The organism is Pseudochelatococcus sp. B33 (genome assembly GCF_053570585.1).
Map to the genome: position 1 here is coordinate 1 of NZ_JBSEFH010000044.1, position 24,824 is coordinate 24,824.

Sequence of the window (24,824 nt, forward strand, 5' to 3'; positions counted from 1 at the left end):
ATCGTCCGGTTGTTGTGCCTGTCTCTCGCCCCTTCACGCTCCATGATGCGCGGGAGACCGACAGGGTGCGAAATGAGCCTTTGGGGGTCATCGCGGGTCTTCCCCATCGCTTCGGGCGAGAAAAATCGCTTCCGTCTGCGGCCCGGCGGGAGCCGTGCCCTGAAGGGAGGCGGTTGCGCGCGCGCCATTCGACGAAGCGTCGGATGCACGGGGATCCGTGGTTCGGCGGTCGTCCGAGCGCGCGACAAAGAGCGGAGCCTCGCGCCAGTCGGGCGGTGTCGGCGGCACGGTTCTCGGCTCTGCAAGCAGCGGTCCAGCGCCGAGCCTGGGAGCGAGCGACGCCACATAGGCGCGCGTTTCAGCGGGCAGTGGACGGCCGGTCGCGAGATGCTCGTCATAGCGCGCCGGTCCCGCGTTATAGGCCGCGAGCATTGCGGGAATGGTGCCGTATCGCTCGTGCATTTCCCGCAGATAGGCCGTGCCGGCGAGTATGTTTGCGCGCGGGTCGATGGGATTATCGCCGAGGCCATATCGGACGCGCAGCTCGCGCCAGGTCGAGGGCATCAACTGCATGAGGCCCATGGCGCCCGCCGGTGATACGGCGAGCAGATCGTAGGCGCTTTCGGCCCCCATGACCGCCGTGATCCATGGCGTCGGAATGCCGAACCGTTGCGATGCCTCGGCGATATGCGCGGCATAGGGACTGGCAGTCGGCGCGCGCGTCGCCGGCAGCGATTGCGCCGTAGCCGGAAACGCTGCGGTGGCGGCGACCATGCCGGAAAGGAGAAGAAGGACGGCCGTATGCCGGACGGTGGTCGGCCGTCCGGCAAAGGTGGCATGGCGACGGGCCGGCACCGCTCAATCCTCCTTGCGCGGTTTGGCGGGCCGGTTCAGGTGCAGGCCCCAGAGCGTGCTGTCGCCGCCGGACTGGAAGAGGTTGGCCCGCAACGGCTTGGCGAAAAGCGGGCTGTCGACCTCGATAGAAACATATTCGCCGGCGCGTTCGCTGGCATGCTTCCAGCCTGCGCCAATGTCCAAGCCTTCCTCGTCGCCGAGCAGGACACGATAGTCCGGAGCGTTCTCGGAGTCTGAAGGTTCGGCCGGAACGAGGGTGAGTTCGACGTCGAGGCCGAGCGCCTTGAGGTGGCCTTCGAAGCCGGTTTCCGTGCGGTTGAATTGGCCGATCTGAGCCATAATCGTCTCCTTGGGTTTCGCGGTGAGGATGGATGTGGACACGCCGTCACCGCGTCGGCGCGCGCCAGACGAAGCGGCCGTCGCCGTCTTCATCGGTGTAGAGAGGGAGCGCCCGGCCGATCACGGCGGAGGCCGGAATCGGGCCGAAGTAACGGCTGTCGAGGCTGTCGCGGACTTCCCAGTTCATGAGGAAAAGTTCGTCGTCGGCGATGCGTCGGCAGCCCTGCCAGACGGGCAGATCGCGGCCGGTCCGATCGCGCTCCAGAGCCTCGCCCATCTCCACGTCGTCGACGGTGATGACGCGGCCGATGCGGCAGACGCGCTGACCGGCCAAGCCGAGGACGCGCTTGAGGAGCGGCACGTCGCGGCCGACATAACCGCGCTCGACCATGAAATCCGCGAGCGGTTCGAGCAGGTTGATGGCGACCAGTTCGGGTACCTCCAGCCGGTCGGCCGGTGTGATGGTGTAGATCCCGATCGGCGCGCTGGCGGTGGCGTTCCAGATAAGCCTGGTCGGTGTCGGAATGAACGCGGCTATGGCGACGCCCATCGCCGCGAAATACGTCACCATGACGTAACCGAAGCGGGTCATCCTTCGATCTCCCGCCGCATGAGCCACGCCTGATGGCGTTCCATCGTGTAAAGGCGCGGCTTAAGGCCGGCCTGCATGCGATGGGCGACATGACGCCAGTAATCGGGGGCCACGTCGCAAGCGTCGATGCCGATGCGCTCCACGATATCGATGTGGCGCAGCACATCCTCGACTTGTCGCCAGCCTTCGATCTTCAGCAGGATGTCCCCGCCGGGGCGCACAAAGGGCAGTGTCTGATACGCTTCGCCCGGCTTGACGGCGCGCACGATGTCGATGCGCGAGATGACCGTCCCGAAGTCGTTGGCGGCCCAGCGAACGAAGGCGAAGATGCTGTTCGGCCGGAAAGAGACGATGCGCCTGCGGCGGTCGAGGATTTGCTCATGCGCTTCGCATCCGAACCTGATCCAGAACTCGATCTTCTGCTCGATCCAGGTCAGCTCGACGTCGGTCATATTGTCTGAGGAGCGTGCGGCCGGCCATGGGCCGCCGCGCACGCGGGAGGCCGCAATGCCGGTCATGGGAGATCTCCTTGTGTCGGGGGAAATTCGCGCGCGAGCAGCTCGCGCAGCATCTCGGCGACGGTGACGCCGTGCCGGAAGGCGGTGATCTTGATGCGGCCGCGCAATTCGGGCGTGATGTCGATGGTCAGCCGGGCGGTGCAGGCGCCAATGTCTTCCTTGCGAGCCGTCGACGCATCGGTGGCCTTGATCCAGCTTTCGGGATCGGCAGGCCGGGTCGCAAAGCCTTTGCGGGCCGGGCGCTCGCTCATAACGTGGCCCTCCCGTCGAACGGCAGCACCGTGGCGATCCGGGCGCGGGCCTTCTCTGCCATGCCGGGATCGATTTCGCAGCCGAGGTAACGGCGGCCGGTCAGCCGGCAGGCTTCACCGGCCGCGCCCGATCCCGCGAACCAGTCGCCGACAAGCCCGCTCTCCGGGCAGCTTGTGCGGATGAGGATTTCGAGGAGAGCGGCCGGCTTTTCGGTCGGATGGATCGCGCGACCGTGGCAGTTGCGCACATAGATGACGGAGCGCATGAGGCGTGGTCCGCCATCACGGCTGACATAGTGACCGGCGTCGATATGGCCGGTATGCGGTGGGCGCTGCTTGCGCCGTACCGTGCGCGCTGTCGCATCGGGCGTGGTCTGGACGACGTTGTGGATGTCCCGCCAGGGCGTCTCGGCCGGATAGAACTGAACTGCCAACTCATGGACGCGCTTGAAGCGATCGGCATGGAAACCGGAGCCGTTCTGCTTTTCCCAGACGATCTCCTGTGCCAGCCGGAACCCGGCGTCAGCGAACTGGTCGGCGGTCGCCATGAAATGGCGAAGCGAGCCGAACACCCAGAGCGACCCGGTGGGGGCCAGCGCCGCGCGGGCGAGCGCGATCCAGCCATCCATGCGGCGATCCCAGGCGAGCGAGGTGTCGCCATAGGGCGGATCGGCGAGGATCAGGTCGTAAGGGCCGTGCGCGGGCATGAGGTCGCGGCAATCGCCGGTGAGGATGGTCATGATGCGATCCTCCCGACACCGAGCCGGTCGATTTCGTCCGCAAGCGCCGCGATCTCGCGGGCGGCGGGCGTGTCGTCATCGAGTTCCGAGACGAGGCGGCCGGACTGCACCGCGACGGCGAAGGCGATGCGCTGTCCGATGGTATTGGAGAGTGCCGGCGGGTCGTGGTCGGCCAGCGTTTCGGCTGTCTCACGCGCCAGAACGGTGCGGGGGCCGCATCGGTTGAGCACGAAGCGAGCGGCCAGTTCTGGCCGGTAGATGCGCGCTTCGTTCAGAAGCGCCAGCATCTCGGCCGAGGCCCAGCCGTCGAGCGGCGATGGCTGCACGGGGATCAGCACCAGGTCGGCAGCGAGTAGCGCCGAGCGCATCAGGCCGGCGACGCGCGGCGGTCCGTCGATGACGATCATGTCGGCATCGCGGGCGAGTTCCGGTGCTTCGCGGTGCAGCGTGTCGCGCGCCAGGCCGACGACGCCGAACTGGCGCGGCAGACCTTCACGGCTGCGTTGCTGCGACCAGTCAAGGGCGGAGCCTTGCGGGTCCGCATCGATCAGAGTGACGCGCAGCCCTCGGCTGGCCCATTCGCCGGCGAGATTCAGGGCGAGGGTCGTCTTGCCGGTTCCGCCTTTCTGGTTGAGGAGCGCCACGATCATCTTGCCCCTCCCGGCCGGTGGTCGAGGGGCAACTGCGGCGCGTCCGAAGCTTCGTTGGCAGGATTTACGGATTTACGGAAAGACGTATTCGGCGTAGGATAGATCTTATCGGTTTTCTGACTTGTCGGTGGCCGGTTTTCGATGTTTTCCACATCGCGCGCGCGCCTTCTAAAGTTAGAGTCTATGTTAGATTCTAAGTTAAGGGCGCGATTTTCTTCTTTTATTCGGTAACTTGAATCCTGTTTGGGTTCCCGTTGGCACGAGGGGGCGGTTCCGGATAGCACGTCCCGGCGGGTTCCTGATGGCACGAAGCCATCCACAGCTTGTCCACAGGGCGCCGACGGTTCGAAGGCCAGTAGGACGCGGCCGCCCAGCTCGACCTCCAGAAACAGGGTATAGCCGGGCAGCGGCTGGCGCCGGATGATGTCGCGCAGCTCGAACGCGAAGCGCTTGAACGGCGACAGGCTGCCGGATTTCTGGTGAAGATGGCGGAAGTCGAAGCGCCATCCGGCGCGCTGTCTGCCGCCGTGCTTGCGCACGATGCGGTAGAGCCAGCGTTCGAGGCCGCCCGTCAGATCGAAATAGGCGCGATCGATGGTGAGCACCAGCGCATCATCGAGGACGGCCTGGTAGAACCAATCGGGCACGATCATCTCGATGCCATCGGGCTTGCCATTGCGGTCCGTGCGCTCCTTCCATTCGTTGATCCAGGAGAAGCGATGGCGGCGGCCCTCGGCGGGCTGGCGGATGGTTGTGCTGACGGTGGTGGACTGAAGCCGATCGAGCGCCGCCTTCAGGCGCTGGTAATCGCGGATCGACACGCCGCGTCCGATGAATTTGAGGATTTCGTAGGGGGTCGCGGCCATGAGCCGGGAGGTGCGAAGCCCCGCGTCGCGGGCCTCAACGATCTGGCTCGCTGCCCAGATCAGGATGTCGGCGTCCCAGATGGTGGCCATGCCATGGTCGGGAACGGCCTCGACACGGATAGTGATGTCGCCGGCGACGAAATCGATCGGCGCGACACGGGGCGTCTTGGCGAGAGAGAAAAAGGGATAGGCCATGAGATCCTGCGCGTCTCTTGGCGCGAAGTCGCCGGGGAGCGCCCGGAACAGATCGAGTTGCCCGCGCTCCGAGGAAGATCGGCTCCGCACCGCCATTCGGTCGACCGCCCGCGATCAGCGTGCGTAGCGGCCGGGCTGCGGGACGGCGGGGAGCACCTGGCGCTTCGCCGGCAGCACCTGCCCACGCGGATCGGAGGTCGAGGTGACGGAGCCGCGCGCAGCCCAGGCTTCGAGATCGTCGATCGCATAGACGACGCGACCGCCGAGCTTGCGATAGGCGGGGCCGGTTCCGTAGGTGCGATGCTTCTCAAGAGTGCGGGCGGACAGGCTGAGAAACTCGGCGGCTTCCTTGGTGCGCAGGAAACGCGGCGGCAAAACGACGGGTTCGTGGGGCATGGATCGGGCCTCCGTGGTGTTGGGGACGGCCGCTGCGGATCAGCGGCTGACAGCGACCACGGTGGCGGAGGAGAGCTGGCGAGTTGCAGGGCGAAGTTGGGAGGTATTGAAATCGCCCACCATGCGGGGATAGGAGCGCGCTAGGATTGGCGGCGATGATGAAGGAGTTTTCGATATCCGCCCGTAATCATCTTGCGGGCGTCACGAAGGAGCGTCTTGACGCGGTGGCGAGCAAACGAAGCCTGCCATTCGTCGCGGTCGAGATGATCGACGTCGAAGAGAACCTGCGCAATTTCCTGTTGCGTCGCGCCAGCGCGGTCTCCGTCGAACGCGCGAAGCATTTTGCTTTGACGGATGCGCTGTTGGTGTGTGAGGCGCGTATCTGGCGGAACAGCGCGGCCATGCAGAGCCGAGAGGAGGCGATGAACCGCCTCGATCCGGTCAAAGCCCTCAATGCTGAGAGGAACGGCGGCTACAGCGCCTTTCTGGACAGCGCAATCGATAACCTGGAGGTGCTGCCCATTGCCCAAAGGGTAGCGGAACGCAGCGTCATCTGCACCGCCAGCCGGTGGGTCGGGTCGCCAAGGTTCGATGGAACCATCTGCGATGCTGGCGCTAAGTGCCGAAGGGGCTTCGGTCAGCACGACAACGCTGGTGTCCTCCAGCGGGAGCCAAAAGACCGGAGCATCAGGAGGTGGTGTAAGGGGGTCAACGGCGAAATCGCAGTCCCCACCGCCACTGCATTCGCTCGGTCAACGTTTCGCGATCACCACTTTCGGAAATCGACGCCTCGAAGTCTGCGTCGTATTCGTCGTTACGGCGGAGCCATTCCCAGGCGAGATCGGATGGCGTCAGTTCATCCAGATGGTCGTAGTGTGCCGATGTACGCCAGGTCGATGCATCAGGTGTCATCGCGATCCTCCCGAATCTCGGTTTAAGAACTTGGGAGGGGTCACGATTCCCCTTCGGGTTGAATTTGGGAAGTCAGTTGGAGAGCATCAGGTGATGCCTTCAACGCATCACGATGACGTCTTCTGCTGGCTTTCGCGAACCAGTTCTCTGTAGCCGTACTCCGTCATCCAGTGAGCGCGAGCAAGATGGGACTCGTAGACGGCGTGGCAGCGTTTCGGATCGCGATCAGGATCCAGGCCAAATAGGATGCTGACGGCTTCGCACCAGTCGGCGCCATCGCGCTCGGCATCGAGTAGCCGCATATAGAGTTTCATGTGCTCTCGATCGTAAGACGTAATCGTCTTGCTGGACGGTGGTTTGTCCAAAAATGTCTGGGTCGCTTGCCCCATTATGTTCCACCCATATTCGCGCGCACTTTGTCATTAACGATCTCCCGCAGGAGATAAGCTCTTTTTGTGACAAGGATTGGTAGCTCAGCATAACGCACCGCTACTGCGGGGCATCAGTCCTATCGTGCAGTAGCAAGACCCCTTCACCCTTTTCTGTCGACAGGAGAACGATCCCCGCCGTTTCGAGAGATCGGCGCACCTGATCGCGTGTCGACTCGTACACTTCGAACCCGTTCTCGGATTCGAGGCGCTTGAGTGCGGTCAGTGATACTCGGGCCTTGTCAGCGAGCGTCTCCTGTGTCCAACCCAGCAACGCGCGTGCGGCCCGTGATTGTCGGGAGGTGATCATACATGATCACCTCCCACATGGACCTACGCACATTCCAAAACTACGTCTATTTTAGTCGTTCTTGGTTGCGGGCGCCACAAGGAAGTGGCTGCAAAAACGGGCTTGACGCCTTTCTGGTGTGAACTGATTCGGACGCGCCGGCGGATAAGTACGCCTGGTGCCCGTCCCGGCGCAATCAGGTGGGCGATCGGGGGTCGAGGCCCCACCGGCTTCAGGCGAACGGGTCGATTTCCTGGACCATGGTGTTGTCGTCTCCGTCGTATTCGGCAGCGGGCATTGCGCTTGCTGTTGGATCGGGAAGACCGGAGGGGGCGGCGCGTGCGGATGGGGTGTGGCCTTTGATGCCATCACGGTGGGATAAGACCAATCAGGCTGGCCCGGGAGGGGAGATAGGGGTTTGGGGAAAGAGGTTGAGGGAACCGTCCCTCTTTCCCCATGGGAGGGAGTTTGAGGGAGGGGCTTGCCCTTCCCTCATGGGGTGAGCGGCGAGAGGGGGGCTTGCCCCTCTTTCGTCAGCGAAGGCGGCCGGTCGATCCGGCCGGCGTCGCTTCCAACCGAGGCAAAGACCAGAGGCGGCATCTGCCGCCTCTGGTCTGGGTCTCAGTCGGTGTCTGGACCCGTGGCCTCCGGATCAAAGTCGTCGTCCCAATAGAGGAATTCATCGTCCCGGTGGAGCGCGTGCGTCACAGCCGGGATGCGATGCCCTGCGATTTCGACGCGGCGTTGCGCAACGAGGATGCTCACGGCTGTCTCGTTCGCCTCTATGACCCGGATCGCGTCCTCCATATCGTCATGGGGTCCGAGGTTTTCGATCGGGATGACGTTGCCATCCTCGTCGTAGCCGCCGTCAAGATACATCGGCGCGCGCTTCAGCCTCTGGGCGGCCAGCTCGGCTTCGCGGATGAGGCGGAAGCCTGCCTTCCGCTGCCGCCGGTATTCGGCGCTGCCACCGTCGATGTAATTGATCTTGTGCTTTGTCATGAGATCTCTCCTTTCGTTCTCTGACGGAAGGAGGCCGCACCGGCGCATCGAGGGGTCAAGGACGGCGTAAGCCGCCGCTTGCGGCGAGCGGAGGCACCGATTTTCCGGCGTCGTCCTTCGGGACGGCGGCTGAAAATTGGAGGGGCCGCGATGTCCTTGACGCCGGAGAGGCGGTGCTATGATGGGCAGTCAGAGAGAGAAGAGCCCGCGGCGTCGACGAGGCGCCGCGCCCGTATGCGCCGGGGTGGTTTGAAGGGGGTGATTCACCCCCTCCATGGGTGGGGGTTCAAGGGGGCGGGGTGTCCCTGCCCCTTTGGGGGAGAGCTTGAGAGGGGGCTTGCCCCCTTCTCATGAGGAGATCCGGCCGGTCGATCCGGCTGGAGATCCTGTCGATGCTGTCCGCAGCCACCGTCGCCGACAAAAAGAGGGAGCTTACGCTCCCTCCTCCTCGCACCGCCTGCGCTCAGCTTCGGCGAGCAGCTCTTCGAGGCGCCGCAGCGATTCCCTGCGCTCCTTGCGGGTGAGGATGCAGTGCCCGAGTTCGGCGCGCAGCTCGGCGATTTCGGTGTAGATGTCGACCCGTGTCATGTGAACCTCCTTTGTCTCGATGACGGAGGCGGGCAACCAGGTGTTGGAGGGACGGGTCAAGGATCGCGCAGCGACCGGCGGAACCGGCGTGTGGGGGAGCCGAAATGCGTCAGCATTTTGGGGGAACCGCACGTCCTTGACGCGGCCCGACTGCTGGTATGATGGGCCGTCATTGGGAGAAAGCCGGTTTGGCACCACGCTGCAACGGGACTCACGAGGATACCGGGCCGGTTGATCCGGCCAGATATCCTGTGTTCCGGGATGTAGGCGTGGGGACGGCGCCGCAATCCGCCATGAACAACGGAAAACCCGGCCCGGCGGCTTGCGCCGCCGGATCTTCGCGGCCCACTCAGAACGGGATGTCATCGTCGAGATCACGCTGATCCTCCGCGTTCTCGGTCTGCTTTGCACGGCTCAGGAAATCTACCGTCTCGGCGATGATCTCCGTGCTGTAGCGATCGACGCCCTCGCGATCGGTCCACTTCGTGTAGTGGATGCGGCCGCGAACCAGGAGCTTCATCCCCTTCTCGCAATATTGCTGGATCGTCTTGCCGAGGCCGTTGAAGGCGGTGACGCGGTGCCATTCGGTGTCCTGGACCCGGTAGCCGTTCTCGTCCCGGACAACCCTGCCTTCCGAGTAGCGGGGGCGCGAGGTGGCCAGGGTGAAGTGGGTGATGCTGGTGCCGCCCTGGGTGGTGCGGGTTTCGGGGGTCTGACCGATATTGCCGGCAAGAATGACGATGTTCTGCATTGTAAGTCTCCGTTGCTCCTCGGAGGGACCATTCCCTCCGACGAGACCCGAAAAAGGCCGTCGGGAGACGCCAGCAACTGCCGGCTTGTCGGCAGCTCGCCTCTAAGGCCCGGAGTGGGGCGGGCAGTCGCGCTTGCGCGACAACACGGTCCGGAGCCGCGGGGGTTGCGGTCGGAAACCGAACGGACTTAGGGGATCAGTCAGTCGGAGGGATTGGCGCCTCTGAGAGCAACGACGGGAACGCACAGCAGAACCTTCGTCCTTGCTGCCAAGAGCGGCCTATCAGACCCCAAAGCCTTGGCACACCGGGCCTAACCGCATTGTCCCTTCACCGGCCCCGCGCTTCCTCCGCCGGAAAGGCAGGTCGGGACGAGAACGGCTATCGGGCTTTGGATGCCCGGCATCGCTTCCGACTTTCTGGCCGAAGGTGCGATCCAGCAGGATTGGGGGTTGGGAAGATGAAGGGACATGCTACCGTGCCCACGATGAAACGAAGGGCGCCGGCGCGGCAGGAGGCGGTCGTGTTAGGGCAGCGAGATCATCGACGAACGATGACCGGCTTCCCCGGCCGTGTGAAGCAGACCCAAAGCGACGACGGTCAGTGCAACTACGCGCACGACCATCGTGCTCTGAACGGGGTGCCGAAGGCCCGGTGGCGCAAGCCGCCGTGCGTTTTTCACGGGAGCGGCGGACGGGGATCGCGCTGTCAGCGTGAGAGGACGGCCGTGCCGAGCGCGTTGAGATTGAGTATCGCGGCGACGCCGATGAACAGGCCGCCAGCACCGCCGAGCAGGTTCAGCGCGACGGCCGAGTCGATGAAGTTTTTCGTGACGCCATGGACGAGCGCATAGCCGGCGATAGTGGCGGGTACGGCGAAGACGGCGAGCGCGACCAGCCGCAAGGCCAGGTTCTTGGCAAAGCCGAGGACGGCGATGACCAGTGCCACGGAAAGCAGCGCCGCACCGATGGCGGCGAGCCCCGACATCAGGAAACCGGCCTCCATTCCATAGACATATTTGAAGACGGTCAGCCCAACCATGAAGGGGAGCGCGTATGTCGCGAAATGCCAGGCGATGATGCAAAGAGTGATGGTCAAGGAGATGGCAAGCAGGATAAGCGTCATTGAAGCCTTCACATGAATGAGTGAGGATCACGACAGGCTGCCGGGGGATACGTTCTGCCTGCGACTGTGCTGCTTCGCCGGTTCTTCTTGGGACAACATGGTACGGAAAGGGGGATCTCGTCAAGCAACCGCTGGCCCGTCGCATGTCACTTCGAGCCTCATGAAGCGGCCGGGTGGCAGGCCGACATGGCGGCTGAAGGCGGTGCTGAACGTGCTGGCGGAGCCGTAGCCGATCCGCCGGGCCACCTCGTCGAGCGCCACTCCGCCGCCGCGCAGCAGGTTCTTTGCCACGGCCATGCGCCAGGCCAGCATATATTCCATCGGCCTGACGCCGACCATGCGGACGAAGCGATCGAAGAAGGCGGAACGGGACATGCCCGCAGCGCGGGCGAGGTCCGGGATCGTCCAGGGCTGCTCGACATCGCCGTGCATCACGCGCAGGGCGGCAGCGATGCGGGGATCGGCCAGACCGCGCAGAAGTCCCGGTTGCGCCGCCTCTGCCGGGGCCGCCCGCAGCGCCTCGATCAGCAGGATTTCCACGAGGCGTTCAAGGATGAGGTCGCGGCCGACGTCATCGCGCGCCGCCTCCTCGCCGACGAGGTGGACGAGTTGCGTGAGGCGCGGGATGCCGCGGATGTGGATCATGCGCGGCAGGAGCGACACGAGCAGCCCGGCGTCGGGCGAGCCGAAGGCGAACCAGCCGCCGAACTGCCGGACATCGGGAGGCCCGTCCTGTCGGCCGTAGCGGATTTCCTGGTCGGGCGTCGGGGCCGAGTTCGGGTCTATACGCAGCAACGGCGCAGGTTCGAAACCGGACATGGCGAAGGCGGGCGTGGTGGGCAAAAGGATGAAGTCGCCGGCTTCAAGCACGACCGGCGCCTCGCCCTCCACGGCGAGACGGCATCGGCCCTCGGTCACGGCGCAGAAGCCGGGCTGGCCGAATTCGGCATAGCGCACGGCCCAGCGGCCGGCGCCGCTGATCCCTTTCGAGAACACGGCGCGGGGGCGGAGGAGTTGGATCACCTCGGTGAGCGGATCGGCCATTGTCGGACTAACGCAAATGAATAATGGATTCATGCTTGATGATAGTCCTGACTATGCCGGGTACACAGGTCTCGTCAACATGAAACCCAGGAGACCGACATGAAGACCGTCCTCATCACCGGCACCTCGTCCGGCTACGGGCTGGAGACCGCCCATCACTTCCATGCGCAAGGCTGGACCGTCATCGCCACGATGCGCAAACCGCGCGAGGATCTGCTGCCCGCATCGGAGCGCATCCGCATCCTGCCGCTCGATGTCGCCAACCCGAAAAGTATCGCGGCCGCGATCGAGGCGGCGGGACCGATCGACGTATTGGTGAACAACGCCGGGATCGGCGTGGTCGGGGCCTTCGAGGCGACGCCGATGGCGCATGTGCGCAAGGTGTTCGAGACCAACACCTTCGGGACCATGGCGATGGTGCAGGCGGTGATCCCGCAGATGCGGGCGCGCCGGTCCGGGGCAATCGTCAACGTCACCTCCAGCGTGACGCTGGCGCCGATGCCGCTGGCAGCGGCCTATACCGCCAGCAAGCAGGCGATCGAGGGCTTCACCGGCTCTCTGGCGCATGAACTGGGCTTCTTCGATGTGCGCGTGAAGCTGGTGGAGCCTGGCTATGCCCCGACCACGCGGTTTGCGGCGAACACCGACATTCCTGTCGCGGATTTGATCCCGGAAGCCTATGCTGCGTTTGCGCAGCCCATCTTTGCCGGCTTCGCCAATCCGGCCTTGACCACCAGGGAAAGCGACGTGGCCGAGGCGGTGTGGCTTGCGGCCAATGATGCTTCCGGCCAGCTTCGTTTCCCGGCCGGTCCCGATGCCGTCGCATTGGCCCGTACGCACTGAGACCTGCCAGCGCCGATTGACCGTCCGGCAGGCTCCGTCAGGCCGAACCGGAAAATGGTTCGGCCCGGGTCAGCTTCGCCAATGCCGCGTGATCGTCGTGAACGACTCCACGAGGGAATCGAAGACCGCGCGCACGCGCGGGACGCGGGCGAGGTTCTCGTGTGTCACGATCCAAGTCTCCAGCGTCACGATGTCGAGGTCGGGCAGAAGGCGAACCAGACCGGGATCGCTTTCGCCGACGGGGACCTGCACCACGGCGATGCCGAGGCCGGCGCGGGCCGCTGCGAGTTGCGCCGGATGGCTGTCGGTGCGAAGCACGAAGCGGTCGCGCGAGACGGCGGCCCCGAGCCTTCCCACCAACGCAAGATCGCCACGGTTGCGGTCCGGCCCGATGAGGTCATACTCCGCGACCTCGGCAAGGCTAGCCGGGCTGCCGCGTCGATCAACATAGGCGCGCGAGGCGAACAGGCCGAGCGGGATCGATGCGACCTTGCGCGCAACCAGCGCCTCCTGCTTCGGGGCGACGGTTCTCACGGCCACATCGACTTCTTGCGCGAACAGGTCGGCCGGCAGGTTGCTCAGCGACAGTTCGATGCGGATGCCGGGATGCGCCCCGCGCAGGCGCGCGAACATCGCCGGGATGACCTCGATCCCCATGAATTCGGGAACGCTGACCCGGACCGTTCCGGCAACCTCGCCGCTCGGCGCCGAAGCCTGACGTACGAAGAGGTCCGATGCCATGGCCATGGCGCGTGCCGGACCACGCAGCGCTTCGGCCGTCTCGGTGGGGGTCAGGCCGTTTACGGAGCGGGTGAACAGCACCGTTCCCAACGCCGTTTCCAGCGCCTCGATGCGGCTGCGCACCGTGGGGTGCGACAGGCCGAGCCTGCGCGCGGCCGCCGACAGGCTGCCCTCCTCAAGGACGGCCAGAAAGATGCGCTGATCGTCCCATGCAACGGAAGTGCTCATAAAAATATTACTATCATCTGTCAGATGTCTTGCAATTCCTTTTCATCTGCTCGCCCTTCATCCTGTGTCCATCGAAACAGGCTGAGATGAGGAGATATCTCGATGGAACGGAAGAATACGGCCCTCGTACTTGGGGCGACGGGTGGCGTCGGCGGCAGCATCGCCACAGCACTTCTTCGCCACGGCTGGCAGGTGCGCGGCATGGCCCGCAGTGTCGCAACCGCCCGCGATGCCGGTCCGGCGCGGATCGCATGGGTCGAAGGCGACGCCATGCGACGCGACGATGTGGTCCGGGCGGCGGACGACGTCTCGATCATCGTTCATGCCGTCAACCCGCCCAACTACAAGAACTGGGACCGGCTTGTCCTGCCGATGATCGACAACACGATCGCGGCGGCCAGATCGGCCGGCGGCGCGCGCATCGTGCTGCCGGGCACGATCTACAACTTCGATCCGGCGGCGACCCCGGTCATTGGGGCCGACACTGTTCAGCGGCCGAAGAGCCGCAAGGGCAAGATCCGCAAGGCGCTTGAGCAGCAGCTGGAACAGGCGGCTCCCGAAGTGCCCTCGCTGATCCTGCGCGCCGGCGACTTCTTCGGGCCGGGCGCCCGCGCGAGCTGGTTCGCGCAGGCCATGGTCTCGGCTGGAAAGCCCCTGCGGCGCATCGTCAACCCCGCACGCGGCAGCGGCCATAGCTGGGCCTACCTTCCGGACCTTGCCGAGACCTTCGCAAGGCTGGTCGAGCAGCCCGAACGCCTGCGCCCTTTCGAGGTGCTCCAGTTCGAAGGTCTCTACGATGCCGACGGCACGAAAATGGTGGAGGCGATCCGCCGGGTCAGCGGGCGCCGGCTTCGCATTCATCGCTTCCCGTGGTGGCTGATGCGCCTGATGGCCCCGTTCGGCGGCTTTCCGCGCGAGGCGGCGGAGATCGCTCCCTATTGGAGTTATCCGGTGCGGCTCGATAACCGGCGCCTCGTCGAACTTCTGGAAACGGAGCCCCGCACGCCGCTCGACAGCGCAGTCGCAAACACACTCGCCGCGCTCGGCTGCCTCGACGCGCAACCGCAGGCGGCGCAGACCGCCTGAGCGGATCTGCCAGTCTCAAGGAGATTTGCAATGGCCATTTCGTTTGGCAGATTCGTTGCCACACACGCGATCATCATCGCCGCGTTCAACGCTGGTATCAACGCCTCCTACACGTGGTGGCTGTGGAGTCCGCGCGACACGCTGCCGCTGAGCGGAGCGGACAACATCGGCATCGATCTGGTAGCCACGCCCGCGGTCATCGCCGTACTTTCGGCTCTGCTCGGCACGGTATTCATTCGGCAGAAACTGCGTGACGGCCGCGTAGCCATGCCAGGCATGACCCTTCCTGCAGCCTTCCATGCTGCCCCCTACGGATTGCTTGCGCGGACTGCCGCCTTCGGCCTTGTCGCGGCTGTCATGCTCAGTCTGCCCTTGTGGACGATGTTGCAGGCAAGCGGGATTCATGCATTGCTGCTCGCGGAGGCCCTGTTGAGCAAGGTTGCGATCACCGTGGTGTTCTCCCTGCTGATCGTCCCACTCGTCATTCTGGCCGCGCTCGCCGACGTGCAGCGCGAACATGGCACTGTGGCAGCCGCCTGAGCGTCGTTGAATGAAGTGGCCGGTCGATCTGGGCGCAGGGTGGCGCTTTACGCGCCGCCCTTGTCGAACTTCATGACCGGGATGCCGAGCTTGCGGGCCTTATCCGCGAGGTTTTCCTGAATCCCGGTACCGGGGAAGACCAGAACACCGATGGGGAGGGTGTCGAGCATGGCGTCGTTGCGCTTGAAGGGCGCGGCCTTGCCGTGCTTCGTCCAATCGGGCTTGAAGGCGACCTGCGGCACCTTGCGGTTATCTGCCCAGCGGGAGGCAATCAGTTCGGCGCCCTTCAGCGTGCCGCCGTGCAGCAAGACCATCTCGGGGTGCTTTGCGTGGACCTGATCGAGCTTCGCCCAGATAAGGCTGTGGTCGTTGAAGTCAGCGCCGCCGGTGACGGCAACCTTGGGACCGGCGGGCAGCAGCACCTCTTTCTCGGCCCAGCGCTTCGCGGCAAGGAAATCGCGGCTGTCGATCATCGCCGAGGTCAGATTGCGATGGTTGACCATCGAGCCGCTGCGCGGCCGCCAGGGCTTGCCGGTGTGGTGCTCGAAGGCTTCGGCGGAGAGGTCGCGGAAGAGTTCCATGCTGTTGCGCCGCTCGATCAGGGTCATCCCCTCTGCCGTGAGGCGTTCGAGTTCGGTCGATTTCACCTCGCTGCCATCCTGTTCGCGCTGAAGGCGGCGCTGTGCCTGCTCGTTGTCATCAAGCTCGCGCTCCACCCGGCCGATGGCGCGGTGGAAGAGACTGACGGCGCCCCAGAGCAGATCATCGAGGTCGGGCTCGAGGCGGGTGTCGCCGAGTGAGGCGACAAGGGCATCGAAGATGTCGGTGACGGCGGCGTGTACGACATTGCCGTCTGGAAGCGGCCTCGGATCGGGTTCGTCGCTATAGGGGCGCCAGCCGTAAAGCTGGAGTTCAGTGAGGAGATGATCGGTGGGGGAGGAGGTGTGGACCGGCTCGAAACCTGCGTCTTCGTCTTCGTTCATCATCGGGAGCGTCCTTCGTCTGGAGACCGCGCCCATCGCGGCCTTCGCAGGCGTCGAAAGCTCACGGACGGGGCGGACTGGCAGCCCTCGCGCTCCCGCGAGGGCCTTGATGGCCAAGCCCGGCTATTTTGTTTCGCGCTGCAAAGCGCGGCCTTAGCCGCGCGGCGGAAAATAGCCGAAAAGGCGTAGCTCCATTGCTTGGCCGGCCCGTTTGTGGGCCGATCGCCCTCTCAAGAAGGCCGTGGGTGCCGCTCTCCTCGACAGGAAGGATGCTTCCAGAGGATGGACGGAGGCGGCAGGAGGAGACGCCTGGGCCGCGCCTCCTTCCCCACCGTTCTCCTCACCTCTCCATGAATCGGCTGACGTCCTCGGGACGAAGCTGATCCCACAAGGTCGCCCGGAGGGCATCGACACCGCGCCAGCGCAGATCGTCGTTGAAGTCCTCGCCGACCGGCGACACCGTAATTGCCTCAATCCCGACGCTCGCTGCTCTGGCGATCAGGCTGTCCCGCGCACCGTGCCCGGCCGGGTCGCGATCCCGAAGGACATAGAGCCTGCGCAGCGTCGCCGGGAACAGGATGGCCGTGAGATGAGCGGCCGAGAGCGCCGCCAGCATCGGCATGTGGGGCAGAACCTGACGGGGCGACAGCACGGTTTCTATTCCCTCTCCGGCGGCGAGAACCTCACCAGCAATCCCGAAGCGGACGCCGTGACCGAGAAGGTCGCCCATCGCCCGCCTCGGCGTCTCGACGGGCGCCTTGCCCGAACCGTCCGGGGCGAGCCAGGTGCGGTGTGCGCCTGTCTGCCGTCCAGCCAGGTCGGTGACGGAAGCGACCATCGCCGGCCAGATCTCGGTGGGGGAATGCTCGTCGGGCCTGTAATAGCAGCGCGGATGGTAGCGCAGCGCTGCGACACCGAAGAGCGACGTGATCGCCCGGCCGCTGAGGTAGGTTGCCGCAAGGGTGCCTTGGATCGGCTGCGACATGGCGAAGAGCCGCCGCGACGCTTTGGGCGAACCGACACCCATGCCCGGCGTCCTGTCGGTCGGCGTCCTCGTCTTTTCCAGCTCGGGATGCGGGAGCGAGAGGAAACGGCGCGCTTCCTCGGCCACGTCCTTGAAATCGACAGGGCCCAGCACTTCGCGAATGATGTCGAGCAGATCGCCATGCTGCCCGGTCGCGCTGTCGGTCCATTTTCCGGCCGGACCTTTGGCGGACTCTCTGAGACGGACATAGAGGGAGCGGCCGGGGGTGTTCTGAACATCCCCGACCAGCCAATAATTGCCGGCGCGCTTGCCAGCGGAGAGATATGTGCGGCAAACCGCCTCGGCCTGCTGGCTGAGACGGTTTGCCAGTTCGGAAGCGTTGTGGCGGGTCATCACGCAGCTTCCCGCTCGCTGACGCGCTCGACTGGCCAGCGGTCGAGCAATTTGCCGAGCACGGACGGGCCATTGGCGTCGACGGGCACGAACATCCTGAGTTTCCACGAGATAATCTCGTGAAACAGGCCGTAAGCCGAAAGGCGTTGGCGCATGGTGTCGTCGAAGCCGGAAAGCTCGATGCGATTGGCGCCCATGACGCGGCTGCGACGAAGCTGAAGCCCTTCCGCCAGATCAATGATGGTCTGACCGTCCATCAGCGCGGCGAAGGCGTCGTCCGGCGTGAGCACGATAGCTCCGGTCGCATTGGCATTCGCAGCCCAGGCAGGTGAGACGCGGCGGCCGATGATCCGTTCGCCCGCGTCGGTCTGGAGCTGATAGACGCGGGTGGAATCGGTGGGCAGCCGCTTCCAGATCGGCAACAGAAGGCCGGTGACGACGTGGATGGTGTTGTCGGAAAACTCCGGCACCTCGGCGACCTCGGCGTTCCAGGCTGCGGCGAAGGCGTCCCGGTCGGTTGCGGCCCAATAGGTCGCACCCATCAGCTTTGCCAGGATATTGTGTGCGTCCGTGGGACGGATCAGACGGACGCGGCGCTCGATCTCGCCATCATCCAGCATGACGCTGGTAGTCGGGATCTGCACGGCGGCGCGGCCCGACTTTTCATTGATCAGCAGCATCGCACGCGGATCGTCGAGACAGCCGAGGGCTTCGCCCAGTGTGAGCGGGCGGTTGCGCTTGCGCTCCGTGATCGTTAACAGGCGGGTTTCGGCGCCGGTCCGGGGATGGGTATAGATCGTCTGGCGATCAGCGACCACGAAGCTCTCGGCCGTCAGTGTCTCCAGCCCGACGTCATAGGTGCCGCTGGCGATCGCGCCTTCGACCTTGGCGGCGAGAAGCTGCTCGAAGGCGGTGAAGAGAACATTCTGAAGCTCGATGGTAAGCGCCAACATGCGATTCAGGAATGTCGTGATGCCGGGCAGCTCATCCTTGATGCCGTTCGCGTCCATCAGTTTCAGGCCGGTCGCCGTCTCGAAGCGACCGAGGGAGCAGCCTTCGATCTTGCCGCGTATCAGCAGAAGATAAAACTGGCGCAGCGCATCGCGGGCATAGGCGCTTTCCAGATTGTCTTCGGGCCGGAATAAGCCGGCGCCCCCGGTCTGGCGCTGTCCGCGTGTCAGAGCGCCCAGCGTGTCGAGGCGGCGGGCTATCGTGCTGAGAAAACGCTTCTGAGCCTTGACGTTGGAGGTCATCGGCCGGAACAGCGGCGGTTGTTTCTGGTTGGTGCGGTGCGTTCGGCCAAGCCCCTGAATGGCGGTGTCCGCCTTCCATCCGGCCTCGAGCAGATAATGGGTGCGCAACCGGGTGTTTTTCGCGGAAAGCTCGGCGTGATAGCTGCGGCCGGTGCCCCCGGCATCGCTGAACACTAGCACACGCTTCTGATCGTCCATGAATGCTGCGGCTTCCGCCAGATTGGCGGCGGCAGCACGGTTCTCGACGACAAGGCGGTCGCCCTTTCGCACGATTCGTCGGGATCGACCCGTCACCTCCGCGACCGTATCGTTGCCGAAATGCTGGACAAGCTGATCGAGCGCGCCGGGGACCGGCGGCAGGCTGGCGAGCCTGGCGATCAGTTCGTCACGGCGGGCGACCGCCTCTCGACTTTCGACCGGCTGACCGTCACGATAGACGGGACGCGACGACAGATTGCCTTCCGAGTCAGTGAACGGCTCATAGAGTTGGGTCGGGAAGCTATGGGCGAGGTAGTCGAGGACATATTCCCTCGGCGTGATGTCGACGCGGACGTCGTTCCATTCCTCGGTCGGCAGTTCCGCAAGTCGCCGTTCCATCAAGGCTTCGCCGGTGGACACGATCTGGATCACGGCGGCATGGCCGGCTTCCAGATCGTTCGAGATCGACCGGATCAGCGTTGGCGTCATCATGCTGGTCAGGAGATGGCCGAAGAACCGCTGCTTGGCGCTCTCGAAGGCGCTGCGGGCGGCGGACTTGGCCTGCCTGTTCAGCGTGCCCGAACCGCCTTCGCCGCCGCCGGTGATGTTGGCGGCCTGCATTGCCGCGTCCAGATTGTTATGGATAACGGCGAAAGCGCCTGCATAGGCATCATAGATACGGATTTGCTCGGGCGTCAGCTCGTGCTCGATCAGTTCGTATTCGACACCGGCGAAGGAGAGTGAGCGGGCGGTGTAGAGGCCGAGCGCGCGCAGGTCTCGGGCCACGACCTCCATCGCTGCGACGCCGCCGCTCTCGATGGCCTCGACAAATTCGGCCCTGGTCGTGAACGGGAAATCCTCGCCGCCCCACAGGCCGAGGCGCTGCGCGTAAGCGAGATTGTGGACGGTCGTGGCGCCGGTGGCCGAGACATAGACGACGCGGGCGTTCGGCAGCGCGTGCTGAAGGCGCAGGCCCGCGCGTCCCTGCTGTGAGGGGCTGACATCGCCTCGTTCGCTTTTTCCACCAGCCGCATTGGCCATTGCATGGCTCTCGTCGAAAATGATCACTCCATCGAAGTCGGAACCTAACCATTCGACGATCTGCTTGACTCTGGAAACCCTTTCTCCACGCTCGTCGGAGCGTAGCGTGGCATAGGTTGTAAATAGGATGCCCTCCGGCAGCGCGATCGGCTTGCCCTGCGGATAGCGCGACAGCGGCGTGACCAGCAGGCGCTCCATACCGAGCGCGCTCCAGTCGCGTTGTGCGTCTTCCAGCAGCTTGTCCGACTTCGAGATCCACACCGCCTTGCGGCGTCCCTGCATCCAGTTATCGAGGATGATGCTCGCGGATTCGCGGCCCTTGCCGACACCGGTTCCGTCACCGATCATGAAGCCCTGCCGGAAGTGGACAGCACCTCTGGCGTCCTCCGGCGCTGCCGACAGCACGTCGAGCGTATCGTCCACCTTCCACGCGCCGGCGAGATAGGCGGAATGCGCCTCGCCGGCATAGATCACCGTCTCAAGCTGGGCGTCGGAGAGCAGGCCGAGGATGCTCTTCGGCAGGAGCGGTCGGTAACGGGGCCTGGGCGGCGCGACGCTTGCCATCGCCGCCGACTGCACAAGCTGGGTCGGATGGGCCTGCGCGCCGGGAATACGGATCGCCTGAAGACGGTATTCCTCATAGATGGCTTCGGAGATGCGACCGTCCTCGGCGGCCTGCCAGTCGACGATCTCGTAGGCGAGCGGGACGCCTTCCTGTTCCTCCAACGGGGCAGACGGCGCGGCCCTGGCGGCGCGGTTAAAATAGCCGCGCACGGTGCGGGGCGCGGGCGGAGCGACCGCCGGAATGACGACAGACGGATCGACGGGCAGCCTTGCGGGCAAATGCGCGTCAAGCCAGCCCATCAAGGTGACGGCATCCGGGGCGATGCCCAGTGTAGCCGGAAACACGGCCGGATCGTCGGCAGGCAGTTTGTCGATGACGGTCAGTCGCGTATCGATGGTCGTGCCATGCTTGGCATAGACCTTGCCGTCGACCGCGGCGGAGAAGACGACACGTCCGCGCTCCTGCAATCGGACGAAGGCAGAGGTCCATGCCGGCGTGTCGGGCGCGAAGCCGGCGCCGGTGATCGCCACCAGACGCCCACCGGGCGCGAGACGAGCAAGCGCCGAGGAGACATGGTGGAATGCGGCGTCAGCCATGCGTCCTTCGACATTTGCCAGCACCGAGAATGGCGGGTTCATCAGCACGACGCTCGGGGCCACAGTCGGGTCGAGGTGGTCGTCGATCTGGGCCGCATCGAACCGGGTGACGGAAACGGCCGGAAAGAGAAGGGAAAGAAGGCCGGCGCGCGTTTCGGCCAGTTCATTGAGGATGAGCGAACCGCTGGCGATTTCGGCGAGGATGGCGAGCAGCCCGGTTCCCGCCGAGGGTTCCAGCACGCGGTCGGAGGGCGTGATGGCGGCAGCCGTCGCGGCGATCAGAGCGAGCGGGATCGGGGTCGAGAACTGTTGGAAGCTCTGACTCTCGTCCGAGCGGCGGGTATGTGGGGGGAGGAGGGCAGCGATCTTAGACAAGGCGGAAAGCCGTGCAGCCGGGTTTCCGGCTTTACGAAAGAGCGTCTTTCCGTATTTGCGCAGCATAAGAACGGTTGCTGCCTCGCATGCCTCGTAGGCGGTTTTCCAGTTCCAGACGCCGGCCGCATCGGAGCCGTCAAAGGCGGTTTCCATCGCGCCGCGTAAGATTGTGGCATCGACACGCTGGCCGCTTTCGAGAGTCGGGAGAATGAGTTGCGCGGCTGTAAGGATAGCCGCCGAGGTGTCGGTGTCGGAAGCAAGCGAAAGCGACGTGGCGACCGAATCCGCCGCGGACGTGGAAATGATGTTCATGGAAGGAACCTCGGGAGAGCAGAACAGGATCGAGCCGCACAGCGCTCTCTCTCGACCGCACCGGCTCAACCCCTCCCGGCAACCCTCTCCCTCTCAAACGGCCGGTCGGCGCCAAACGACAAAAGCGCCCGACCGTGAGGTGGGCGCTGAAAGCCGTTGAATCTGGAGGTCGTTACGATTCGGCGCTTTCCAGATAGATGCTGCCCCGCTCGATCATGATGGATTCGAGTTGGTCACGGTCTGCATCCCCGATTTCGTCGGGCGTCCAGACAACAACAGCGCAGCCGAGATCCCTCAGCGACATGATCGCTTCGGTTATTTTTTCTGATCGATCATTCTGAAATCTCCTGTATTCAGCCAAAGCGGCGGCCGGTTTCCGTGAAGGTGTATTCGTTGGCGAGGATCGCCTCATCCACGGCTTCGTCCGAGGTGAGGTATTCGTATTCGCGTTCAAGTTGCCGGTAGAGCCAGCGGGCGAGATCGTGCAGCGTCTCTGTCACGACGTCTTCGGCGTCTGCGGTCATGTCCTGATACGTGGGACTGTCCCGCTCGACGGAGATCGTCATGCTATACTCATGATAGTAATGGCCACGATGGCTGGCCTCAGCGTGAAGCTGGTAGAAGTTGCGACGCTGGATGGCCTGGAGCGCATCGGCGATCCGATGAAGCTCTTTGTCCTGCGGCGCATAGCCCCTAATGTGCCGCGGAGCTTCTTTTCGGTAGGAATAGAAGGAATCGAAGCAGGCGCCGTCGCCTTGGCTGGAGAAGCCGCTGAACCAGATGCATGGTTTCTGCCGGGAGCCGCCGCCATAGAGGCGGACGGGGCGGGTTTTCAGGCGAAGGCCGAGGATCTCGCAGATGTGCTCGAAATCCTCGAATGTTGCATCATACCAATCGGAATCGAGGCTGCCTTCGCGATACCAGGCTCGTGCCCTCTCCCTGGCTGCGTCCGACAGCTCATCGAGCTGATAGACTCTGGTTTCGATGATCTTACTCATCAGGATCGCCTCCATCGAGAACCTGGGCAAGCCAGCCGTCGGTATAGGTCCAGGCGATGGTTTCGCCGGTGGCGAGATCAAGGGCATGCGCGCCTCCGCCGAAAGCGTCGAGACGCGGCTGCGAGCAGGTGTTGGCGTATTGGAAGCCCCACAACCCCGTCAGACCGAACTCCACGGCGCAGATCTTGACGAACTGGATGAGGCGCTCCGGATCGCCCGTGACGTCATCGTGCATCCAGAGGTGCGTGCCACCGTGCTCGGGCTGGATCGATAGAAGGAATCCCTCGGACGGCGGTTCCTCCGACGCACCTTCCTCGGAGAGTTGGTTGTAGAGGTCGAGTGCCTTGGCGGCATTGTTGGGCGTGCCGACATCGAGGAGGCATGAGAAATGAGTGTAGTAGTCGGCCATGTCAGGCTCCTGAAACGAAGAAGCCCGATCCGCGCCGCATAGTCGCGCTGACTATCGACCGGGGCCGGGCCAGGTTGAGGGATGATTGCCGCTGGATCAGAGGCGAAAATGGGCCACGAGCCGCTGTGCATTGGCGTGGTGCCGAAGCATTTCGCGATAGAAGTGCTTGCGGGCTTCCCGCTTCGCCGGGTCACGTCGGGCGGCGCGTGCGAGCTTTCGGCGTGCGGCCCGAATGACGGCCCGGTTGCTGTCCCGGACCGTGATATCGAGGCGCAGATAGGTGGCGTACATTTCAGCTTCCTATACGTTGATGCATTCGCACAAGCCGCCGATCTCCCTCAGATCGAGGCTGGTGTGCGCATCGCCATCGGTGAAGATGTCCCGGAGCATCGGCGCGATGTGTCCTGTCTCAAAGGCGATCTGAAGAAGCCGGAGGCCGGTCAGCACGGCATCGCGTTCCTGAGCAGTGACCACGACGGTCAGGAACGCCTCGATGGTCTCGCCATCTTCGAGCGGGCGTACGCCCTGATCCTCGCCGATTTCGTAGTCGTCGTATTCCGACATTTCGCCGGTGGCGAACCATTCGCCTTCGTAGAGGAAGCTTCGGGCGAGGCTTCGCGCTTTTGCAGGCGTCTGGGCATCGATGACGGTTTCGTACTGGACCAGGGCATCATGGCTTTTGCGGACGACAAATTTCGGCATGGGGATACTCCTCAAAGGAAAGCGCCAGGCGAGGTGGCCGGGCTGGATCGGGGGGAATGCAGTGGGGGATGCGCTGCGCTACGCGGCCTTGAGCAGCGCGGCTCGGACTATCTGCCGCCAGTCGGCATGCACGAGGCGGCCCTCGAGTACACTGGCGCGGAAGCGCAATTCGCGGGCCGTGCAGTAATTGTCCCAACTGGCCTCGAAGGAAGCTTCGCCGCGCAGCTTGCTGGCCTTTTCCACGACATGGCAGGCTTCGCCGTCGGAGGCGACGGGATCGCACCATCTGATTCCGCGGTGCCAAGGCTCGCCTGCGAGCACCTGACACTGCTCGCCGTCAACGACGACAAACAGGCGCGGCTGGAAATCTAGGGCGTCGCCGTCGCCGGTGTCGATGCGGTCCTGTCGAGCAATCCGCTCAACGCAGGCCATGGCCTCGTCGAGGGAATCGCAGTGGTCTAGGTCGACGGTGTGAACCATCGTGTAGGAACCGTAGATCGGATCGTCTTCCGGGTATTCGATTTCCCCGAGGCAGGTGATCCGCAGCGGGAATTTCCGGGCGGCGGCGAGAGCGGCAACGGTGCCCGAAACCGAAGCGGCGGCGTTCGCAGAGCTGAACGTGTTCATCACGATGTCTCCGTGACGGGCGGCGGAAGCCTCTCTCCCAACCCTCATCCCGTCACGGCCCAACCGGCCTCACTCTCCCTCTCATCGCTCCAGAATGGTGGCCGTGGCAGGCATGAAAAAAACGCCCCGCTGGGAGACGAGACGCTTCGCGACAGTCAGTCGATAGCCTGGAATATCTCGGACGCCTCGGGATGGCCGCCCAGGTAGGCGTGAAGGCGATGGTAGCCCTCCGCGAGAAGATAGGACTCATGCCGGAAGGAGAGATGCGAAAGGGTGAACATCGTGGCGATGATACCCGCGGCCTCCGCCGAGACCTCACCGCGAAATTCCGTGAGTCCGCTCTCGATCCCAAAACGCGGCCTGGATGCAGGTGCGAGGAACAGCGGTTGACCGGCGTGCTCGTAGAAATT

32 protein-coding genes are annotated in these 24,824 nt (G+C 64.3%); 3 read left to right on the forward strand and 29 right to left on the reverse strand.

Annotated features, from left to right (window positions below; all coding sequences use genetic code 11):
* Positions 1-87 precede the first annotated feature (87 nt).
* The 18 genes from ACUSIJ_RS28270 to ACUSIJ_RS28355 all read right to left on the reverse strand — a co-directional run bounded on the left by ACUSIJ_RS28270 (position 88) and on the right by ACUSIJ_RS28355 (position 11,539).
* Positions 88-855, reverse strand: coding sequence for a lytic transglycosylase domain-containing protein (locus tag ACUSIJ_RS28270; RefSeq protein WP_377590816.1), 768 nt, complete (start codon positions 853-855; stop codon positions 88-90).
* Positions 856-858: 3 nt separating this feature from the next.
* The gene (locus tag ACUSIJ_RS28275) at positions 859-1,194 is read right to left on the reverse strand and encodes a DUF736 domain-containing protein (protein ID WP_449311759.1); all 336 of its coding nucleotides are present in this window, start codon (positions 1,192-1,194) and stop codon (positions 859-861) included.
* Positions 1,195-1,240: 46 nt separating this feature from the next.
* Positions 1,241-1,786 carry a S26 family signal peptidase gene (locus ACUSIJ_RS28280; protein WP_377590818.1) on the reverse strand — a complete coding sequence of 182 codons (546 nt, stop codon included), beginning with the start codon at positions 1,784-1,786 and terminating at the stop codon, positions 1,241-1,243.
* Entirely contained in the window at positions 1,783-2,304 is a 522-nt protein-coding gene (locus tag ACUSIJ_RS28285; protein WP_449311760.1) for a DUF2840 domain-containing protein, read from the reverse strand. Before ACUSIJ_RS28285 ends, ACUSIJ_RS28280 begins: the two co-directional genes overlap by 4 nt.
* Positions 2,301-2,555 carry a ribbon-helix-helix protein gene (locus tag ACUSIJ_RS28290; protein WP_449311761.1) on the reverse strand — a complete coding sequence of 85 codons (255 nt, stop codon included), beginning with the start codon at positions 2,553-2,555 and terminating at the stop codon, positions 2,301-2,303. The genes ACUSIJ_RS28285 and ACUSIJ_RS28290 overlap by 4 nt, the downstream gene beginning before the upstream one ends.
* Positions 2,552-3,295 (reverse strand): DNA-methyltransferase, encoded by a 744-nt coding sequence (locus ACUSIJ_RS28295; protein WP_449311762.1) that lies wholly within the window; start codon positions 3,293-3,295, stop codon positions 2,552-2,554. The genes ACUSIJ_RS28290 and ACUSIJ_RS28295 overlap by 4 nt, the downstream gene beginning before the upstream one ends.
* On the reverse strand, positions 3,292-3,945 hold the full coding sequence (gene parA / locus ACUSIJ_RS28300; protein ID WP_449311763.1) for a ParA family partition ATPase: 654 nt from the start codon (positions 3,943-3,945) through the stop codon (positions 3,292-3,294). Before parA ends, ACUSIJ_RS28295 begins: the two co-directional genes overlap by 4 nt.
* Complete coding sequence (locus ACUSIJ_RS28305) at positions 3,942-5,102, reverse strand: replication initiator protein A (RefSeq protein WP_449311764.1); 1,161 nt, start codon at positions 5,100-5,102, stop codon at positions 3,942-3,944. Before ACUSIJ_RS28305 ends, parA begins: the two co-directional genes overlap by 4 nt.
* Before the next feature lie 18 nt (positions 5,103-5,120).
* Positions 5,121-5,402, reverse strand: a complete 282-nt coding sequence (locus ACUSIJ_RS28310; protein WP_377590824.1) for a helix-turn-helix transcriptional regulator — start codon at positions 5,400-5,402, stop codon at positions 5,121-5,123.
* A gap of 140 nt (positions 5,403-5,542) precedes the next feature.
* Positions 5,543-6,046: a DUF2285 domain-containing protein gene (locus ACUSIJ_RS28315; RefSeq protein WP_449311765.1), complete on the reverse strand. Its 504-nt coding sequence runs from the start codon at positions 6,044-6,046 to the stop codon at positions 5,543-5,545.
* Positions 6,047-6,110: 64 nt separating this feature from the next.
* Positions 6,111-6,314, reverse strand: coding sequence for a transcriptional regulator domain-containing protein (locus tag ACUSIJ_RS28320; protein ID WP_449311766.1), 204 nt, complete (start codon positions 6,312-6,314; stop codon positions 6,111-6,113).
* Between the two features lie 107 nt (positions 6,315-6,421).
* Positions 6,422-6,628, reverse strand: a complete 207-nt coding sequence (locus tag ACUSIJ_RS28325) for a hypothetical protein (protein ID WP_449311767.1) — start codon at positions 6,626-6,628, stop codon at positions 6,422-6,424.
* Positions 6,629-6,803: 175 nt separating this feature from the next.
* Positions 6,804-7,052, reverse strand: a complete 249-nt coding sequence (locus ACUSIJ_RS28330) for a helix-turn-helix domain-containing protein (protein WP_449311768.1) — start codon at positions 7,050-7,052, stop codon at positions 6,804-6,806.
* Between the two features lie 600 nt (positions 7,053-7,652).
* Positions 7,653-8,033 (reverse strand): hypothetical protein, encoded by a 381-nt coding sequence (locus ACUSIJ_RS28335; protein ID WP_449311769.1) that lies wholly within the window; start codon positions 8,031-8,033, stop codon positions 7,653-7,655.
* Positions 8,034-8,465: 432 nt separating this feature from the next.
* Positions 8,466-8,621 carry a hypothetical protein gene (locus ACUSIJ_RS28340; RefSeq protein WP_377590839.1) on the reverse strand — a complete coding sequence of 52 codons (156 nt, stop codon included), beginning with the start codon at positions 8,619-8,621 and terminating at the stop codon, positions 8,466-8,468.
* Positions 8,622-8,970: 349 nt separating this feature from the next.
* Complete coding sequence (locus tag ACUSIJ_RS28345) at positions 8,971-9,372, reverse strand: single-stranded DNA-binding protein (RefSeq protein ID WP_449311770.1); 402 nt, start codon at positions 9,370-9,372, stop codon at positions 8,971-8,973.
* Between the two features lie 706 nt (positions 9,373-10,078).
* A complete protein-coding gene (locus ACUSIJ_RS28350; RefSeq protein WP_449311771.1) occupies positions 10,079-10,495 on the reverse strand; it encodes a hypothetical protein in 417 nt (138 codons plus the stop codon).
* A 120-nt stretch (positions 10,496-10,615) separates the two neighbouring features.
* Positions 10,616-11,539: an AraC family transcriptional regulator gene (locus ACUSIJ_RS28355; RefSeq protein WP_449311772.1), complete on the reverse strand. Its 924-nt coding sequence runs from the start codon at positions 11,537-11,539 to the stop codon at positions 10,616-10,618.
* A gap of 99 nt (positions 11,540-11,638) precedes the next feature.
* On the opposite strand from ACUSIJ_RS28355, the gene ACUSIJ_RS28360 reads away from it, so the two are divergent.
* A complete protein-coding gene (locus tag ACUSIJ_RS28360) occupies positions 11,639-12,382 on the forward strand; it encodes an SDR family oxidoreductase (RefSeq protein ID WP_449311773.1) in 744 nt (247 codons plus the stop codon).
* Between the two features lie 69 nt (positions 12,383-12,451).
* Here ACUSIJ_RS28360 and ACUSIJ_RS28365 read toward each other — a convergent pair whose 3' ends face one another.
* Positions 12,452-13,351 carry a LysR family transcriptional regulator gene (locus ACUSIJ_RS28365; protein ID WP_449311774.1) on the reverse strand — a complete coding sequence of 300 codons (900 nt, stop codon included), beginning with the start codon at positions 13,349-13,351 and terminating at the stop codon, positions 12,452-12,454.
* Positions 13,352-13,453: 102 nt separating this feature from the next.
* Between ACUSIJ_RS28365 and ACUSIJ_RS28370 the strand changes: the two genes are divergently transcribed.
* Both ACUSIJ_RS28370 and ACUSIJ_RS28375 read left to right on the forward strand, forming a co-directional pair.
* Positions 13,454-14,437: an NAD(P)H-binding protein gene (locus ACUSIJ_RS28370; protein WP_449311775.1), complete on the forward strand. Its 984-nt coding sequence runs from the start codon at positions 13,454-13,456 to the stop codon at positions 14,435-14,437.
* A gap of 30 nt (positions 14,438-14,467) precedes the next feature.
* Positions 14,468-14,977, forward strand: coding sequence for a hypothetical protein (locus ACUSIJ_RS28375; protein WP_449311776.1), 510 nt, complete (start codon positions 14,468-14,470; stop codon positions 14,975-14,977).
* A gap of 47 nt (positions 14,978-15,024) precedes the next feature.
* Here the strand turns inward: ACUSIJ_RS28375 and ACUSIJ_RS28380 are convergent, their stop codons facing one another.
* From ACUSIJ_RS28380 to ACUSIJ_RS28425, 10 genes are all read right to left on the reverse strand, one after another.
* Positions 15,025-15,963, reverse strand: coding sequence for a DUF2493 domain-containing protein (locus ACUSIJ_RS28380; protein ID WP_449311777.1), 939 nt, complete (start codon positions 15,961-15,963; stop codon positions 15,025-15,027).
* 337 nt (positions 15,964-16,300) lie between these two features.
* A complete protein-coding gene (locus ACUSIJ_RS28385; RefSeq protein WP_449311778.1) occupies positions 16,301-17,338 on the reverse strand; it encodes a DUF7146 domain-containing protein in 1,038 nt (345 codons plus the stop codon).
* Positions 17,338-21,678 carry a strawberry notch-like NTP hydrolase domain-containing protein gene (locus tag ACUSIJ_RS28390; RefSeq protein ID WP_449311779.1) on the reverse strand — a complete coding sequence of 1,447 codons (4,341 nt, stop codon included), beginning with the start codon at positions 21,676-21,678 and terminating at the stop codon, positions 17,338-17,340. The genes ACUSIJ_RS28385 and ACUSIJ_RS28390 overlap by 1 nt, the downstream gene beginning before the upstream one ends.
* 172 nt (positions 21,679-21,850) lie before the next feature.
* Complete coding sequence (locus tag ACUSIJ_RS28395) at positions 21,851-21,982, reverse strand: hypothetical protein (protein ID WP_449311780.1); 132 nt, start codon at positions 21,980-21,982, stop codon at positions 21,851-21,853.
* A gap of 49 nt (positions 21,983-22,031) precedes the next feature.
* Positions 22,032-22,676 (reverse strand): antitoxin of toxin-antitoxin stability system, encoded by a 645-nt coding sequence (locus ACUSIJ_RS28400; protein ID WP_449311781.1) that lies wholly within the window; start codon positions 22,674-22,676, stop codon positions 22,032-22,034.
* Positions 22,669-23,085 carry a hypothetical protein gene (locus ACUSIJ_RS28405; protein ID WP_449311782.1) on the reverse strand — a complete coding sequence of 139 codons (417 nt, stop codon included), beginning with the start codon at positions 23,083-23,085 and terminating at the stop codon, positions 22,669-22,671. Before ACUSIJ_RS28405 ends, ACUSIJ_RS28400 begins: the two co-directional genes overlap by 8 nt.
* 96 nt (positions 23,086-23,181) lie before the next feature.
* Positions 23,182-23,376, reverse strand: coding sequence for a hypothetical protein (locus tag ACUSIJ_RS28410; RefSeq protein WP_449311783.1), 195 nt, complete (start codon positions 23,374-23,376; stop codon positions 23,182-23,184).
* A gap of 9 nt (positions 23,377-23,385) precedes the next feature.
* Entirely contained in the window at positions 23,386-23,787 is a 402-nt protein-coding gene (locus tag ACUSIJ_RS28415) for a hypothetical protein (RefSeq protein ID WP_449311784.1), read from the reverse strand.
* A gap of 78 nt (positions 23,788-23,865) precedes the next feature.
* Positions 23,866-24,414: a hypothetical protein gene (locus ACUSIJ_RS28420; RefSeq protein WP_449311785.1), complete on the reverse strand. Its 549-nt coding sequence runs from the start codon at positions 24,412-24,414 to the stop codon at positions 23,866-23,868.
* Positions 24,415-24,569: 155 nt separating this feature from the next.
* Positions 24,570-24,824: antirestriction protein (locus ACUSIJ_RS28425; protein WP_449311786.1), on the reverse strand; the 255-nt coding region annotated here is incomplete at its 5' end.